Source organism: Xylophilus rhododendri (assembly GCF_009906855.1).
Classification (GTDB): domain Bacteria; phylum Pseudomonadota; class Gammaproteobacteria; order Burkholderiales; family Burkholderiaceae_C; genus Xylophilus; species Xylophilus rhododendri.
Window position 1 is genome coordinate 5,582,019 of sequence record NZ_CP047650.1, and the last position, 15,865, is coordinate 5,597,883.

Below are 15,865 nucleotides of genomic sequence, written 5' to 3' on the forward strand. Positions count from 1 at the left end.
GAGGCTTTCCGCTTTTCGACGGGAGCTTCCTCGTGCTGACCGACACCCGTGGCGTCTACATCGTCACCCAGACCCCCTTCGCCGCCGATGGCGCCACCGACCTGGCCAGCATCGACACGCTGATCGACTTCTATTCCAGCCACGGCGCGGACGGCTTCACCGTGCTCGGCGTGGCGGGCGAGGCGGCCAAGCTGACGCCGGCCGAGGCGCTGGCGGTGGCCGGGCGCTTCATCGCCCGGGCGGGCGGCAAGCCGGTGATCGTGGGGGTGAGCAATGCCAGCGTGGCGCAGCTGGCCGAACTGACGGCCCAGGTGATGGACCTGGGCGCGGCCGGCGTGATGATCGCGCCGCCCACCGGGCTGAAGACCGAGGAGGAACTCTTCGCCTACTTCGCAGGCGTCTTCGCCCGCATCGGCGATGTGCCGACCGTGCTGCAGGACTTTCCCTTCTCCACCGGCGTGTGGATGTCGGTGCCTTCCATCTGCCGCCTGGTGCGCGAGTTCCCGCAGATCCAGGTGCTGAAGGAGGAGGACCTGCCCAGCATCACCAAGATCACCAAGCTGCGCGAGTCGCTGGACCGGCGCATCGCCATCCTCACCGGCAACAACGCCATGTTCCTGCCGCTGGAGATGGGGCGCGGGATCGACGGGCCGATGGCGGGCTTCTCGCATCCGGAGATGCTGTCTGGTGTGTACCGGCTCTACACGCAGGGCAAGGTCGAGGAGGCCCACGCGCTGTTCGACAGCTATCTTCCCCTGCTGAGCTACGAGAACCAGAGCCAGTGGGGCGTGGCCGTGCGCAAGGAGGTGCTGCGCCGCCGCGGCGCCATCGCCTGCGCGGCCATGCGCCAGCCGGGGCCGCGCCTCACGCCGGTTGACATCGGCGAGATCGACCTGCTGCTGCGCCAGCTGCAGCGCCGCCTGGCGGCGGCCTGAAACCTCAGGCCGCGATGGGCAGGCGCGCCATCGGTTGCGGCAGCACCCGCACCGGCACCGACTTGCCCGCCGGCACCTGGCTTTCGTCGGCGTGCTGCCACAGCGGAATCAGCGGATTGCATTCGGGGTAGTAGGCGCCGAGCGAGCCGCGCGGCAGGTCGTATTCGACCACCCGCAGGCCATGCACCTCGCGCTGGAAACCGTCGCCCGCGGCGCTGGACAGGCCGATCTCCTGGCCATCCTCCAGGCCCAGCATGGCGATGTCCTCCCGGTGCATGAAGACCACCCGGCGTGTGCCCTCCACGCCGCGGAAGCGGTCGTTCATGCCGTAGATGGTGGTGTTGAACTGGTCGTTGCTGCGCAGGGTCATCAGGCGCATCACGTCGGTGCCGCCGTCGCCGGTGAAGGCGGCGCTCAGGCCCTGGGGCAGGGTGAACTCGGCCTTCTTCGACGGCGTCTTCCACACCCGTTCGCGCGCCGGCAGCGGCCGGGCGAAGCCGCCGGGCGCTTCGATGCGGCGGTTGAAGTCGTGGAAGATTTCCGGGAAGGTCTCTGCGATGGCGTCGCGCACCCGGCCGTAGTCGTCGCACCAAGCGTCCCAGTCAATGCGCGGATTGGGCGCCAGCGTGGCCTTGGCGATGCCGGCGACGATGCGGGCTTCGGACAGCAGCTGTTCCGAAGCCGGCGCATGGTGGCCGCGCGAGGCGTGCATCCAGCCGGTGCTGTCCTCGGTGCTCAGGGTCTGCAGCACGCCGTGCTGCTCGTCGCGCTCGATGCGGCCCAGGCAAGGCAGCAGGTAGGCGAGCTGGCCGTGGACCAGATGGCTGCGGTTGAGTTTGGTGGCGATCTGCACCGTCAGCCTCAGGCCGCTCCAGGCGGGCTCCACCCGGTTGTGGTCCGGCACCGCACGCACGAAATTGCCGCCCAGGCCGATGAAGGCGCGCACCGAGCCGTCGATCACGCCCTCGCAGGTTTCCACCGTGGTCAGGCCCTTGTCGCGCGGCGGCTCGAAGCCGAATTGTTTTGCCAGCTTGTCCAGCGGCACCAGCTCGGGCTTCTCCGAGATGCCCACGGTTCGCTGTCCCTGGACGTTGGAATGCCCGCGCACCGGGCAGATGCCGGCACCGCTCTTGCCGATATTGCCGCGCATCAGCAGGAAGTTGACCAGGGTGGTGACGTTGTCCAGGCCGCGTTTGTGCTGGGTCAGGCCCATGCCGTAGACGGCCATCACGGCGGTGGCCCGCGCGTAGATGCGGGCGGCGCCTTCGAGGGCGCTGCGCTGCAGGCCGGATTCGTGCTCGATGTCGGCCCAGGCGGTGTCGCGCACGCGGGCCTCGAAAGCTTCGAAGCCGTGGGTGTGGGCTTCGATGAAGGGCTGGTCCAGCACGCGGGGCTTGCCGTCCGCGCGGGCCTGGTCGTCGAGTTCCAGCACCGCCTTGCACAGGCCCATCAGCGCGGCGATGTCGCCGCCCGGGCGCACCTGGTGGTGGTGGGTGGCGATCTCGGTGGCGGACCCGCCCAGCATCTGCGCCGGGTTCTGCGGGTTCTTGAACTCGATCAGGCCGCGCTCGCGCAAGGGATTGAACACCACGATGGGAATGCCGCGCTCCCGCGCCTCCTGCAGCTGGTGCAGCATGCGCGGGCTGTTGCTGCCCACGTTCTGGCCGAAGAAGAAGATGCAGTCGGTGTGCTCGAAGTCGGCCACATGCACCGTGCCCACGCCCTGGCCGATCACCTTCTGCAGGGCCACGGAGGTGGTCTCGTGGCACATGTTGGAGCTGTCGGGCAGGTTGTTGTTGCCGTAAAGGCGGGCCAGCAGCTGGTACATGTAGGAGGTTTCCAGCGAGGCGCGGCCGGAGGCGTAGAAGACCACGGACTTTGGCGCCAGCGCCTTCAGCTCCGTGCCGATGTCCGCGAAGGCTGCTTCCCAGCTCACCGGCAGGTAGCGGTCGCTGTCGCTGTCGTAGCGAAGCGGCTCGGTCAGGCGACCCAGGTCTTCCAGGTCCATGTCGGGCCAGGTGCGCAGCTCGGCCAGGGTGTGGCGGGCGAAGAAATCGGCGCTGACACGTTTGCTGGTCAGTTCCGAGAAGGTGGCCTTGGCGCCGTTCTCGCAGAACTCGGCCACATGCGATTTCTGCGGCCGGCCCCAGGCGCAGCTCACGCAGGCATAACCGTCGGGCTTGTTCTGGTGGCGCAGCACCGGGACGGCGTCGTAGGCGTGGAAGTGGGCCGCCGTGGTGCCCAGCGACTTGACCGAGCCCCAGCCGCCGGCCGGAGCGTCGTAGGGATGGATCGTGATGGTTTCTTTTTGCATGGGGCGCGCCGGGTAGGAAAACGCCATTTCGCCGCGCGCGGCTCGCCCAGCCTGTCGGATTGCCGCCTGTCCCGCCGTGCGTAGGAGGCGCGGCGGCGCTACAGCGCCTTGAACCGGGCCGCGTAGAGCCGGCCCACGGGCCAGCGCTGCGGCAGGCCGCGCTGGCACAGGTGCAGCCGGCCGGTTTCGTCGCGCTCCACCGTGTCGATGGCGTCGGCGCGCACCAGCAGGCCGCGGTGGATCTGCCAGAAGACCTCGGGATCGAGCTGGGTCGAGAGTTCGCGCAGGGCGCTGCGCACGAGGTATTCGCGGCCGGCGGTCAGCACCCGCACGTATTTGTCCGCGGCTTCGAAGACCAGAACCTCGGCGACCGGCACCATGCGCAGGACCGAGCCGCCGCTGCCCGGCTCGGCCGCCGCGATGAAACGCAGCGGCGTGGGCGGCGCCGCTGCGGGCTGCGCGCCGAGCAGGCTGCGCAGCCGCTCCAGCATTTCGTCCTGGCCGCCGGCTGCGCGGCGCGACATCTCGGCCTGCAGCCGCGCCACCGTGCGCCGCAGCCGCTGCGGCTGCACGGGCTTCTGCACGTAGTCGATGGCCTGGGCTTCGAAGGCCTGCACTGCGTAGTGGTCGAAGGCGGTGACGAAGACCAGCAGCGGAAACGCCGATCCGGCCGGCCAGGCATCGGCGAGTTCGGCGGCGGCCTGCAGGCCGTCCTGGCCGGGCATGCGGATGTCGAAGAAGAGCAGATCGGGCCGCAGGGCCAGGCTGCGTTCGACCGCGCTGTTGCCGTCGGCCACGGTCTCCAGGACCTGCAGCTGCGGCCATTCGTGCTGCAGGGCCCGGGCCAGGGCCTGAGCGAGCAGGGGTTCGTCCTCGGCGATCAGGGCGGTGGTGCTCATGCGCTGCCCTGGGCCGGTATCTGGATCAGCAGCCGGGTGCCGTGCGGCTCGATGGCCTCGCAGCGCACGCTTGCGCGGCCATCCCAGGCGGACGCGATGCGTTCCTCCACATGCCGGGTGCCGAAGCCCGTGCCCCAGGCGTTGGAGAAGGGCATGCCACGGCCGGTATCCGCCACGGTCAGCACGATGGTGTCGCCTTGCAGCTGGGCTCCGATGTCGATGCGGCCGGCGCCGACCTGCGGCTCCAGTCCATGGCGGATCGCGTTTTCCACCAAGGGCTGCAGCAACAGCGGGGGCACCGGCACCTGCGCCAACATCGGCGGCAGGTCGAGGCGGTAGGCCAGCCGGTCGCCCATGCGCACGGCCATCAGTGCGAGGTAGTCGTCCAGCCGCGCGAACTCCTCGGATAGCGGATGCCAGGCGGCGCGCGAGCCGTCCAGCGTGGCGCGCAGGTAGGCGATGAGATGGTCCAGCATGGCCTCGGCCCGCGGCGTGTCGGCGGCGATCAGCATGCGCAGGTTGGCCAGGGTGTTGAACAGCATGTGCGGCTCCAGCTGGGCCTCCAGCAGCTTGAGCCGCGCCTCGGCCGCCTCCTGCCGGGCCTCGCGGGCGCGGCGCGCCAGGCCGGCGCTGCGTCCGCTGGAATAGAAGTAGTAGGAGATGACGGCGCTGGCCAGCACGGTCAGCAGTACCGAGCGGATCAGCTCCTGCGTGTCGCGCCCATGCCAGGGCGCGCGGCCGAAGCACAGGTCGCCGATGGCGATGCCGGCGGCGAAACCCAGCGGTATCGACAGGCCCACCAGCAGCGCGCCGCGCCAGCCGCGCGGCCAGCCGTTGTCGCTGTCGGGATCGACCCGGGTGCGGCCGAAGTCGATCAGCGCCCAGATGCAGCTGCCGATGGCGATGGAATAGACCAGCGATCCCGCATACGACTCGCCGGGCTGCAGATAGGCCTTGAGCGAGGCGATGACCAGGCAGAAGGCCAGCGTCTGCAGCAGGTGGCGCAGGCGGGATAGCGGCTCGACGCCCATCAGCGGCGCTCGCGCAGGCGCTGGCGTTCGCGCTCGATCAGGCGCTCCCGCAAACCGCTGCCGGCGCCCAGCAGGAAGACCGACACGCCGTGCAGCAGCAGCCCCAGGCCCCAGCCGGCGGCCGGATAGAGGTTCCAGGGCCGGTGCGTCACGCCATGACGGGCCAGCACGAAGAGCACGGCGTTCACCACCAGGTAGATCAACGCATGGGTGTACCAGCCCAGCTTGGCGCCGGCGCGGCGGCGGGCGAGGCTTTCGAGGTCTTCGTCGGTCATGGGGCTGGGCATGGCGGTGGATTGTGGGGTGGCGGGCAGGTTGGCGTCCATGGCGGCCTCACGCATTGAGGGCGGTGGTGCCACGTCGCGCCAGGCGCAGCAGGCGCGCGGCACGGCCGGCGAACAGGCCGCTGAAGGCGCCATAGGCCAGTCCGAGCAGGCAGAGCAGCGTGCCGTCGTGGCGCAGTTCCGCATGCGTGGCCAGGGTGTAGCCGGCGGCGAACTTGGTGAAGAAGATCGCCATCGTCAGCGCCAGCGGCACCGCGCTGCCCGGGATGCGGAAAGCCCGTTCGGCCGGCTCCCAGCGCACGCCGGCCGGCAGTGCCGTGCGCGACATCGCCGCGAAGGCCAGCGCCGCCGCGACGGCCCAGCCGAGCAGCGCGACCGGCATGCCCGAAAGCGCCTGCAGGGCTCCGTACAGGGAGAGGCAGGCCATGCCCAGCGGCAGCACCACCGCGCGCGCCAGCGGCACCGTGCCGCCGCGCCATTGCCGCAGGCCCATCCAGAACAGCAGCAGAAACAGGCCGAAGACCCAGGCCGGGGTGTGCGCGAGGACGTTCGATAAGGAAGCCATAAGGCGATCTCCAGGACAGTTGCGATGGCCCGCACCTTAGGCAGCCGCGGGTCCTTCCTCCAGCGCCATGCGACGAAGCGCGGCCCCGGCGGCGCCAGCGGCAGCCGCCCGGCGCGAGCGGTCATGAAGCCGGCCGCGCAGGTGGCGATAATCCCGCCTGCTTTTCTTATTAGGGAGATCCCTTGGATACCGTCTTGCTAGTCAAAGCCGCCATCATGGGCGTGGTCGAGGGTCTGACCGAATTCCTGCCGATCTCCTCGACCGGCCACCTGATCCTGGCGGGCTCGCTGCTGGGCTTCGACGACGACCGCGCCAAGGTCTTCGACATCGCCATCCAGACCGGCGCCATTCTGGCCGTGGTGCTGGTGTACTGGCAGAAGCTGCAGTCGACCTTCACCACGCTGCCATCGAGCGCCAAGTCGCGCCGCCTGGTGCTCAACGTGCTGATCGGCTTCCTGCCGGCCGTGGTGCTGGGCCTGCTGCTGGGCAAGGTGATCAAGGCGCATCTGTTCACGCCCGTGGTGGTGGCGACCACCTTCATCGTGGGCGGCTTCATCATCCTGTGGGCCGAGCGGCGCCAGCACGTGGAGCGATTCGCACTGGAAAAATCGTCAGATCCAAATATCCTTGAAGCGCGTAGAACAAGCACTACCGCCGTGCGTGTTCAGTCGGTCGATGACATGACGCCGCTGGACGCGCTCAAAGTCGGCCTGGCGCAGTGCCTGGCCCTGGTGCCCGGCACCAGCCGCAGCGGCGCGACCATCATCGGCGGCATGCTGATGGGCCTGTCGCGGCAGGCGGCGACCGATTTCTCCTTCTTCCTGGCGATCCCGACGCTGATCGGCGCCGGGGCCTACAGCCTGTACAAGGAGCGGGCGCTGCTGTCGGCTTCCGACGCGCCGATGTTCATCGTCGGCCTGGTGTTCTCTTTCATCAGCGCCTGGATCTGCGTGCGCTGGCTGCTGCGCTACATCGCCACCCACAGCTTCACGGCGTTTGCCTGGTACCGCATCGTCTTCGGCATCGTGGTGCTGGCCACGGCCTGGAGCGGGCTGGTGACCTGGGCGGAATAAGGAGAGCCCCTGTCAGGGTGGGCTGAGCAAGCGCGTGCTTGCGGCCTGATACGCCTGCCGCGGCACGGCGCAGATAATGCGGCGATGCCCGCCTTACGCACCCTCCGCCGCCTCGCCGCTCTGCTGGCTGCCGCCTCGGCCCTGGCCCTGGCCGGCTGCGCCAGCTACATCGAGACCAAGGTCACCAACTTCAACGCCTGGCCGGCCGACGCGGCCGGCGCCAGCTACAGCTTCGGCGCGCGGCCCGCGGGCAGCAGCGAGCTGGAGCAGAGCACCTACGAGCAATACGTCAGCGAGCAGCTGCAGCGCCTGGGCCTGGGCCTGAAACCGGCGGCGCCGGGGCAGAAGGGCCGCCTGCTGGTGGACGTGGCGGCCAGCGGCTCGCAGCGCACGGTGCGGTCGCTGCAGCCCGTCTACCAGAACTACCGGGTTTTCGTGCCATCGCGTCCTGGCCCGAACGGCACGGTGCTGCCGGGCTACTGGACGCAGGACATGTACGGCGGCCAGTACGTGGGCGACCGCGAGGTGGCGCGCACCCTGCAGGTCAGCCGGCTGAAGGTGCAGATCCACGACCAGGGCCGCAGCGTGTACGAATCCACGGCGGTGTACGAGGGCGGGCTGGAGAACCTGCCGGACATGGTGGTCTACCTGGCCCGCGCGGCCTTCGACGATTTTCCGGGCCGCAATGCCGAAACCCGGGTGGTGCGCTTCGACACGCCCGCCGCCAACCAGCTGCAGAACGCGGAGCCGGCCCGCACGCCACCAGCTACCGCGCGCTGATCAGATCAGATCAGCTTCTCGTTCGGATTGCTCAGCTTCTTGAGCGGCGCGATCCGGCCTTGCGCCTTCAGCGGGTTCTCGGTCTTGGCGTCGTCCCAGACCGGATCCTCCAGGCTGTCGAACACCTCGCGCAGCTTCTGGCCCCAGCTGTTGTGCAGCATGCGGAAATAGGGGTTGTCGGTGTCGATGGCGACGATCTTGTTGCTCTTGAGCGCGTTGGCCTCGTACACCACCAGGTCCAGCGGCAGGCCCACCGACAGGTTGGACTTGAGCGTGGAGTCCATGGACACCAGGGCGCATTTGGCGGCCTCGTCCAGCGGCGTTTCCGGCGTGATGACCCGGTCGAGCACCGGCTTGCCGTACTTGGACTCGCCGACCTGGAAATACTGGGTCTCGGGCGTTGCCTCGATGAAGTTGCCGGCCGAGTAGACCTGGAACAGGCGCATGCCTTCGCCGCGGATCTGCCCGCCGAAGATCAGCGAGACATTGAATTCGACGCCCGCCTGCTGCAGCGCCTCGGCATCGCGTTCGTACACATGGCGCACCGCCTGGCCCAGCACCCGGGCGGCGTCGAACATGCTCTTGGCGTTCCAGATGGTGATCGGCTCGGCGTCCTCGAACTCGCGCAGCTGCTCGGTCTGCAGGATCTCGCGCACCGACTGCGAAATCGACAGGTTGCCGGCCGACAGCAGGGTCATGAAGCGGTCGCCCGGCTTCTCGTAGACGATCATCTTGCGGAAGGTGCTGATCTGGTCGAGGCCCGCATTGGTGCGGGAGTCGGACAGGAACACCAGGCCGGCATTGAGCTTGATGGCGACGCAATAGGTCATGGGTGGGGGATCTTTCGCGAGAGGGGCCGGTGGGGCCGGCCGGATGCGGGTCAGCGGCTGTCGCGTTGCGCCAGCTTCTTCAGGGCGTAGAGGGCATCGAGCGCTTCCCGTGGCGTCAGTGCGTCGGGGTCGATCTCGTGGAGCCGGGATTCTAAGGCGCTGGGCCCGTCGGTCTCGGTAACCAGCGGTGCGGCGAACAGGTCGGCCTGGGCCTGCTGGGCGCCGGCGTTTTCCTCCAGCGACGCGAGCGCGCCGCGGGCATGGGCCAGCACCCCGGTGGGCATGCCGGCCAGCCGTGCCACCTGGATGCCGTAGCTGCGGCTGGCTGGGCCGGGCTGGATCTCGTGCAGGAAGACGATGCCGCCGGCGCTGCGCGGCGAGCCGGGTGTCTCGGCCGCACTCACATGCACATTGATGGCCGCATGGTGCTTGGCCGGAAACTCCGTCAGCTCGAAGTAGTGGGTGGCGAACAGGGTGAAGCACTGCGCCTTGTCGTGCAGGTGGGCGGCGATGCCGGCGGCCAGGGCCAGGCCGTCGAAGGTGCTGGTGCCGCGGCCGATCTCGTCCATCAGCACCAGGCTGTGCGGTGTGGCGGCATGCAGGATCTGCGCGGCCTCGGTCATCTCCAGCATGAAGGTCGACTGCGCATTGGCCAAGTCGTCGGCCGCGCCGATGCGGGTGTGGATCGCATCGATGGGCCCCAGCCGGCAGCGGGTGGCCGGCACATAGCTGCCGACCGAAGCCAACAGCACGATCAGCGCCACCTGCCGCATATAGGTCGATTTACCGCCCATGTTGGGGCCGGTGATGACCTGCATGCGCTGCTTCGCGCCCAGCCGGGTGTCGTTGGCGATGAAGTTGGCCGCGCGCTGGCTGCTGCCGCCGAAGCCTTCGGCCAGGCGGGCTTCCACCACCGGATGGCGGCCGGCCTCGATCTCGATGCAGGGCTCGCGGGTGAACTCCGGCGGGCACCAGCCCAGCGTGAGCGAGCGTTCGGCCAGGGTGCAGAGCACGTCCACCGCGGCCAGGCTGCGGGCGGCGCGGCCGAGCGCCGGCACATGCGGCTGCAGGGCGTCGAGCAGCTGTTCGTAGAGCAGCTTTTCGCGGGCCAGGGCGCGCTCCTGGGCGGACAGGGCCTTGTCCTCGAAGGTCTTCAGTTCGGGCGTGATGAAACGCTCGGCGTTCTTCAGCGTCTGGCGGCGGCGGTAGTCGCCGGGCACCCGGTCGAGCTGGCCCTGCGTCACCTCGATGTAGAAGCCGTGCACCCGGTTGAACTGCACCCGCAGGTTGGCGATGCCGGTGCGGGCGCGTTCGCGGGTTTCGAGTTCCAGCAGGAAGCCGTCGCAGTTGGTCTGGATGGCGCGCAGCTCATCGAGTTCGGCGTCGAAGCCGTCGGCGATGACGCCGCCGTCGCGCACCATGGCGCCCGGCTCGGGCTGGATGGAGCGCTGCAGCAGGGCGGCGATCTCCGGCGGCGGCACCAGGTCCAGCGCGGCATCGGCCAGCAGCTGGGCCTCGGTGGGCAGGGCGGCGGCGATGCGTTCGGTCTTCTGCAGCGACTGCGCCAGGGCCACCAGCTCGCGCGGACGCACCTGGCGCAGGGCGGTGCGGGCGGTGATGCGTTCCACATCGGCCATGCCCTTCAACTGCTCGCGCAGGCGGCTGAAGGGGCCGGCGCCATGCTCGCCGCGCAGGGCGGCGATGGCCTGCAGCCGGCGGCTGGCCTGGGTGCGCTCGCGCCGCGGCTCCAGCAGCCAGCCGCGCAGGGCCCGGCTGCCCATGCCGGTCATGCAGGTGTCGAGCAGGGAGAACAGGGTGGGCGTGTCCTCGCCGCGCAGGGTCTTGGTGAGTTCCAGGTTGCGGCGGGTGATGGCGGGCAGCTCGATCAGCTCGTCGTCGCGGTGCACCCGCAGGCTGGCCACATGGCCCAGCGCGCGGCCCTGGGTGTGCTCGGCGAAGGCCAGCAGCGCGGCGCAGGCGGCATGGGCCTGGGGCAGGTCGTCGGCGCCCCAGGCGCCCAGGCCGCGGGTGCCGAGCTGTTCCTGCAGCCGGGCGTAGCCGAGGGCGCTGTCGAACTGCCATTCCGGCCGGGCGGTGACGGCGAAGGGCAGGGCGCGGCGGGTGGCCTGCAGCTGGCGTGCGGTGGCGCTCGCCTCGTCGGCGCTGTAGAGCACTTCGCTGGGGGCGATGCGGGCGATCCAGTTGTCGAGCGCATCGTTCTCGCATTCGGCCAGCTGGATCTCGCCCTGGGTGACAGACATCCAGGCCAGCCCCACGCGGTTGCGGCTGCCCGGGTGCACCGCCAGCAGCACGGCTTCGGACTTGTCCTGCAGCAGCTCGGTATCGGTCAGCGTGCCGGGCGTGACGACCCGCACCACCTTGCGCTCCACCGGCCCCTTGCCGGCGCCCACTTCGCCCACCTGCTCGCAGATGGCGACCGACTCGCCCAGGCGTATCAGCTTGGCGAGGTAGGTGTCGACCGCGTGATAGGGCACGCCGGCCATGGAGATCGAATAGCCGGCCGACTGGCCGCGGCGGCTGAGCGTCAGGTCGATCAGGCGGGCGGCCCGCTCCGCGTCTTCCCAGAACATCTCGTAGAAATCGCCCATCCGGTAGAAGAGCAGGGTCTCGGGGAAGTCTGCTTTCAAGCGAAGGTATTGGGCCATCATCGGCGTGTGGGCCGAGAAATCGCCGTTCGCCAGCGCCTGGCGGATGACGGAGCTTTCTTCCACTTCCTTGAACGGGCCAGTGGAAATCGGTTCGGACAGATGCATGGATGGATTCGGGGGGAGGCCTGCGCCGGCGGCATCGCGGCAGGGTCAGCGCCGGCACCGCCTAGGCGGGGCGCCGGAGCAAAGCGCGCATTATCGTGGAGGGGGCGGCCTGGCGGCGGTGGCCGATGTCGGTGCGGCTTTTGGATACACCTGTTAAATATTCCACGCTAGGCGCGATTGCCGTATCTGCAATCGTTAACCATAAGCACTGGACTGCGGCACCATGCATTCACCCTTTTTTGGTGAGTATGGAAATGCAGACCGGCGCAGCGCAGAAAGCAAGAAAGAGCCAGGACGAGATCGTCGGCGAGATCCGGCGGCTGGTCTTCGCCGAAAGTCCCCGCAAGGCCCAGGCCCTGAGCGAGGTGCAGTTCGCCCCCAGCCGGCGTTTCGCCACCGGCGATGGCGAGCTGGACGCGCAGAGCAACTGGCAGCTGATCATTCTTCCCCCTGTCTCCGCCGATCTGTTCCATGCGCTGAACCGCGCGGCGCTCGCGGTGCAGCAGCGCTGGGACATGGTCGACGCCTTCCATGCGCCGGCAGCCCACCGCGGCATGGCGGAACGGAGCCCGAGGTCCGGCTCGCGTTGCGCAAAAAGGTAGCAAAAAGTTAAAAAAGAGTCAGGCCGCAGGCAGCTTGGCAACAAGACACTTGCGCCCACCACATCGCAGGAGGGGTGCCATGCACACTCATCATCCAGACCGTTTCCGCTACGAGGTCGAAACCCATGCCATCGCCGGCGGCGGGCGCAGCTGGCGTGTGCTCGAGCGTCACTCGGGTGGCCGGTTCTCCGTGATCGCCAGCGGCACGGTGCTGGCGCCGCGCGGCGAACGCTGCGACCACGAAGCCCTGGTGTCCTCCATCCGCGCTGCGGAGAGCGCCGGCATGGCGCTCGGCTGAAAGCTTCCGGTCAGCGGGCAGAGGTCGCCACGCGGCCTGTCGGGCCATGGCGTCTCGGGTCGTGGCGGAAAGCGCGCTGGTGCCGCGCAAGCGCCTGCTCGCACCAGCGGTAGAGGGTCTTGCGCTGGTGCTCGTCGGGTAATACGAAATTGCCGCGGATATCGCGCGCCGCCTGCACGATGCCGGTGATGAATGCATCGGCATCATGGTGCGTGACCATGTGGCCGCGCCGCCGGGCCTCGGCGAGATAGTCGGCAAAAGCGTGGGGTACCAGCACGGTCAGGGTGCGGCCGATGCCGCCCGCGCAATGCACGATGGGCCGGTCCGGGCCCCGGCCCCTTCGCTGGGAACGCATCAAGGCTGCGAAGGTGGCATCGGGCAGGGTGCTGCGGTCCCGCCAGTTGCGATAACCGTCGTATTGCACGCGGGTGCAGCCCGCCTTGGGGTCTAGCGGGTCGTACACCAGCAGCGTGGCGGGCTCGTGGATCAGTTGCCGGCCGAAGCCGTTGGAGCCGAGCTCACGGGCGGGTTCACTGATCTTGCAGACTTTCAGGTGGCCGACCCGCGCCCATTGGCGCTCGGGCAGCTTTTCGACCTGGTATTGCCGGATCCCCATGTCGCCCGCATTCATCAGGTTGATGACGTGGCGGCTGCCGCGGCGTGCCTTGTCCAGCAGGGCGGCGAATTCGGCGGTGGTCTCCGGGTAGCGAGTCATGGTGCCCCAGACCCGGCCGCGGTATCGCAGCTCCTGCAGATCGCCGCCATGCACGGTCTGCAGCTCGGGCCGTATGGCCATCTTGCGCGCGAAACCGGTGGCACCCTGCAGCGCCGTGGCCTGTTCGGGCACCGCGAAGACGCGGGCGGAGGGTGGCTTTGGCTGCGGGCCTCGCAGCAGGGCCTGGTGGTGCCAGGCGCCCGGGACCTGCGCGCCGGTCGGCGGCCGTGGTGGCTTGCCCGATACGCGCTGGGGCAGGCCCTTGGATTCGTTCAGGTGAAGAACGCGGCGAATGGGTTGGAGGATCGGTCGCAGAAACATTCCGCGAGGATGCATCGGCGATCCGATGCGGTCCGACGCGAAGGCGACAGGAACGCCGGGAAAACGAACTGCTTCGTCCCGCGATAATCGGCGGTTCGCCCTTTCCCATCTCCGTGCAGGCCCAGCTCCCGCGCGGATACATCGCAAGCCTTGTTGCCATGACCACTCCCAGCTCCTTCCTCACCCGCGGCGCCTTCGCAGTCGGACTCGCCACCCTCGCCGCAGACGGCACGGTGCTCGACACCTGGTTCCCCCAGCCCGCCCTGGCCGATGCGCCCGGCGCCTCCGGCAGCCAGCGCCTGTCGGCCGACGAAGCGGCGCAGGCCCTGGGCGATGCCGCCCAGGCGCTGGGCACCGACCCGCTGCGCGGCGTCGAGGTGATCGCGGTGCGCACCACCGTGGCCTCGCTGGCCGAGCCGCCGGCCGATGCGCATGACGCCTACCTGCGACTGCACCTGCTGAGCCACCGCCTGGTGCGGCCGCACCAGCAGAACCTGACCGGCATCTTCGGCAAGCTGGCCAATGTGGTCTGGACCTCGCTCGGCCCCTGCGCCGTCGAAGGCCTGGAGCAGGTGCGCGGCCGCGCGCGCGCCAGCCGCCTGCCCTTCACCGTGCACAGCGTGGACAAGTTCCCGCGCATGACCGACTACGTCATCCCCTCGGGCGTGCGTATCGCCGATGCGGACCGGGTTCGCCTGGGCGCGCACCTGGCATCCGGCACCACGGTCATGCACGAAGGCTTCTGCAACTTCAACGCCGGCACGCTGGGCGCTTCCATGGTCGAAGGCCGCATCAGCGCCGGCGTGGTGGTGGACGACTACAGCGACATCGGCGGCGGCGCCTCCATCATGGGCACGCTGTCGGGCGGCGGCACGCAGGTGATCTCGGTGGGCAAGCGCTGCCTGCTGGGCGCCAACTCGGGCATCGGCATCTCGCTGGGCGACGACTGCGTGGTGGAAGCCGGCTGCTATGTCACCGGCGGCACCCGCGTCACCATGCCGGACGGCTCGGTGGTCAAGGCGCTGACGCTGTCGGGCCAGTCCGGCCTGCTCCTGCGCCGCCACTCGCAGACCGGCGCGATCCAGGCGATCGGCCGCACCGAGGTCTGGGGCGCGCTGAACGCCGAGCTGCACAAGAACTGAGCCACCTCATGCGCGGTTGATCCTCGCCCGCTGCGACGCGTCGAAGGCGCCGTGGCAGCCGGGCCGGTTCAGCAGCTGCCAGCAGACGGAGTGCCGCAGCGCCGGCGGCAGGATGCGCACGGCGCGCAGCCAGTCGTCCAGCGCCTGCGGGCGCGCTTCGGCCGGCAGGCGCAGCAGCAGGGCCGACAGTTGCGCCAGTGCCGGCTTGCAGTGCGGAGGCTGCTGGGCGCATTCCAGCAGCCGCGGGAAGAACACCTGGGCCTGCTGCGGATCGAGCGTGCGCAGCAGCTGCGTGAAATACAGCACCAGGTGGCTGCCGGCCAGGCCGGTGCCGTGCACCCGGTCCAGCACCATGCCGAGGACGGTGGCGCCGGCCGCCCTCAGCCGGGGATCGCAGTTCTGCCATTTCAGTTCGGCCAGCCGGCACAGGTTGTCCTGCAGCACCGGCTCGTCCGGCGTATCCAGCAGTGTCTTCACCACCTCGGCGAGATGGCCGGGCCGGGCATGCGGGCGCCGCGTGAAGGACGAGAGCAGGGCTTCGAGCAGGGCGCCGCGCGCGGCATGGCTGTCGGCGGTGAAATCCAGCAGGCGCTGGCTCAAGTCCGCTTTCTCGTCCTCGTCGATGCGGCGGTCGTCCAGGTGATCGAGCAGGAGGTCCGAGCCGAAATCCGGGTCGTGGAAGTTCATGATCACCGCCTCGCGCCCGTCGTGCGAAAGCCCGGGCAGGCCGCGCAGCAGGCTGGCGAAGAAGTCGCCGTCGGTGAAATCCCAGCAGGTGTCGCGCATGCGGTGCATCACCTGCGTCAGCCGAAGGCAGATGTCGGCCTTCGCGTCGCAGGACAGGCGCTGCGAATGTTCCAGGCAGAGCCGCAGCGATGCGGCCAGGCCGGCCACCCCATGGCGCGTGGGCCGCTGCCTGCGCCGCCACATCTCCGCGGCCAGGCGTGCGATGGCGTTGGCCAGGACCGGATGGAGATCGCCGGTCTCCACCTGCGTGAGGGCACGCCGCAGAAAGGCCGGTATGCCGGCGGCGCCCTGGCGCAGGGCGTCGGCCCGGTAGCGGGCGGCGCGCACTTCCGGACGGCGCTGCAGCTGCCTGCCGCCGGGCACGCGAAAGACGGCGGCGCAATAAGTGGCGCAGCTGCGGGCGTCGAGGTATTGCACGACTTCGGCGTGGACTTCCTGCGGCAGCCTGTCCGGGCTCGCCGGCCCGGATGGATCGGAAGAATCGCAAGGTAGGGCCGGGGCTGGGCACGGCATTCGGATGGGGAGCACAGGCGTCTGGCCGGGAGGCGTAAAGCC

At 69.4% G+C, this 15,865-nt stretch carries 15 protein-coding genes; 6 read left to right on the forward strand and 9 right to left on the reverse strand.

The features are described from left to right. Nucleotides 1-32 precede the first annotated feature (32 nt). Entirely contained in the window at nucleotides 33-935 is a 903-nt protein-coding gene (locus tag GT347_RS25850) for a dihydrodipicolinate synthase family protein (RefSeq protein WP_160554918.1), read from the forward strand. A 4-nt stretch (nucleotides 936-939) separates the two neighbouring features. On the opposite strand, the gene GT347_RS25855 is transcribed toward GT347_RS25850, so the two are convergent. The 5 genes from GT347_RS25855 to GT347_RS25875 form a co-directional block, all read right to left on the reverse strand. Continuing rightward, nucleotides 940-3,249: an FdhF/YdeP family oxidoreductase gene (locus GT347_RS25855; RefSeq protein WP_160554919.1), complete on the reverse strand. Its 2,310-nt coding sequence runs from the start codon at nucleotides 3,247-3,249 to the stop codon at nucleotides 940-942. Between the two features lie 98 nt (nucleotides 3,250-3,347). Continuing rightward, a complete protein-coding gene (locus GT347_RS25860; RefSeq protein ID WP_160554920.1) occupies nucleotides 3,348-4,148 on the reverse strand; it encodes a LytR/AlgR family response regulator transcription factor in 801 nt (266 codons plus the stop codon). Next, nucleotides 4,145-5,179 carry a sensor histidine kinase gene (locus GT347_RS25865; protein WP_160554921.1) on the reverse strand — a complete coding sequence of 345 codons (1,035 nt, stop codon included), beginning with the start codon at nucleotides 5,177-5,179 and terminating at the stop codon, nucleotides 4,145-4,147. The genes GT347_RS25860 and GT347_RS25865 overlap by 4 nt, the downstream gene beginning before the upstream one ends. Then, complete coding sequence (locus GT347_RS25870) at nucleotides 5,179-5,505, reverse strand: 2TM domain-containing protein (RefSeq protein ID WP_229722533.1); 327 nt, start codon at nucleotides 5,503-5,505, stop codon at nucleotides 5,179-5,181. Before GT347_RS25870 ends, GT347_RS25865 begins: the two co-directional genes overlap by 1 nt. A 7-nt stretch (nucleotides 5,506-5,512) precedes the next feature. Beyond that, complete coding sequence (locus GT347_RS25875) at nucleotides 5,513-6,028, reverse strand: DUF6622 family protein (RefSeq protein ID WP_160554922.1); 516 nt, start codon at nucleotides 6,026-6,028, stop codon at nucleotides 5,513-5,515. Nucleotides 6,029-6,210: 182 nt separating this feature from the next. Here GT347_RS25875 and GT347_RS25880 point away from each other — a divergent pair, with 182 nt between their 5' ends. Continuing rightward, nucleotides 6,211-7,101, forward strand: coding sequence for an undecaprenyl-diphosphate phosphatase (locus GT347_RS25880; RefSeq protein WP_160554923.1), 891 nt, complete (start codon nucleotides 6,211-6,213; stop codon nucleotides 7,099-7,101). An 84-nt stretch (nucleotides 7,102-7,185) separates the two neighbouring features. Further along, on the forward strand, nucleotides 7,186-7,881 hold the full coding sequence (locus GT347_RS25885; protein WP_160554924.1) for a DUF4136 domain-containing protein: 696 nt from the start codon (nucleotides 7,186-7,188) through the stop codon (nucleotides 7,879-7,881). 5 nt (nucleotides 7,882-7,886) lie between these two features. On the opposite strand, the gene GT347_RS25890 is transcribed toward GT347_RS25885, so the two are convergent. Next, nucleotides 7,887-8,711 (reverse strand): proteasome-type protease, encoded by an 825-nt coding sequence (locus GT347_RS25890; RefSeq protein ID WP_160554925.1) that lies wholly within the window; start codon nucleotides 8,709-8,711, stop codon nucleotides 7,887-7,889. 50 nt (nucleotides 8,712-8,761) lie between these two features. Then, entirely contained in the window at nucleotides 8,762-11,380 is a 2,619-nt protein-coding gene (gene mutS / locus GT347_RS25895) for a DNA mismatch repair protein MutS (protein WP_160555525.1), read from the reverse strand. A 353-nt stretch (nucleotides 11,381-11,733) separates the two neighbouring features. Between mutS and GT347_RS25900 the strand changes: the two genes are divergently transcribed. Then, complete coding sequence (locus GT347_RS25900) at nucleotides 11,734-12,087, forward strand: hypothetical protein (protein ID WP_229722534.1); 354 nt, start codon at nucleotides 11,734-11,736, stop codon at nucleotides 12,085-12,087. Between the two features lie 79 nt (nucleotides 12,088-12,166). Further along, nucleotides 12,167-12,385 carry a hypothetical protein gene (locus GT347_RS25905; protein ID WP_160554927.1) on the forward strand — a complete coding sequence of 73 codons (219 nt, stop codon included), beginning with the start codon at nucleotides 12,167-12,169 and terminating at the stop codon, nucleotides 12,383-12,385. A gap of 10 nt (nucleotides 12,386-12,395) precedes the next feature. On the opposite strand, the gene GT347_RS25910 is transcribed toward GT347_RS25905, so the two are convergent. Beyond that, nucleotides 12,396-13,421, reverse strand: coding sequence for a protein-tyrosine phosphatase family protein (locus tag GT347_RS25910; protein ID WP_229722535.1), 1,026 nt, complete (start codon nucleotides 13,419-13,421; stop codon nucleotides 12,396-12,398). Nucleotides 13,422-13,579: 158 nt separating this feature from the next. Between GT347_RS25910 and dapD the strand changes: the two genes are divergently transcribed. Next, nucleotides 13,580-14,563 carry a 2,3,4,5-tetrahydropyridine-2,6-dicarboxylate N-succinyltransferase gene (dapD, locus tag GT347_RS25915; protein WP_160554929.1) on the forward strand — a complete coding sequence of 328 codons (984 nt, stop codon included), beginning with the start codon at nucleotides 13,580-13,582 and terminating at the stop codon, nucleotides 14,561-14,563. Between the two features lie 6 nt (nucleotides 14,564-14,569). On the opposite strand, the gene GT347_RS25920 is transcribed toward dapD, so the two are convergent. Then, nucleotides 14,570-15,727: a hypothetical protein gene (locus GT347_RS25920; protein WP_160554930.1), complete on the reverse strand. Its 1,158-nt coding sequence runs from the start codon at nucleotides 15,725-15,727 to the stop codon at nucleotides 14,570-14,572. Nucleotides 15,728-15,865 lie beyond the last annotated feature (138 nt).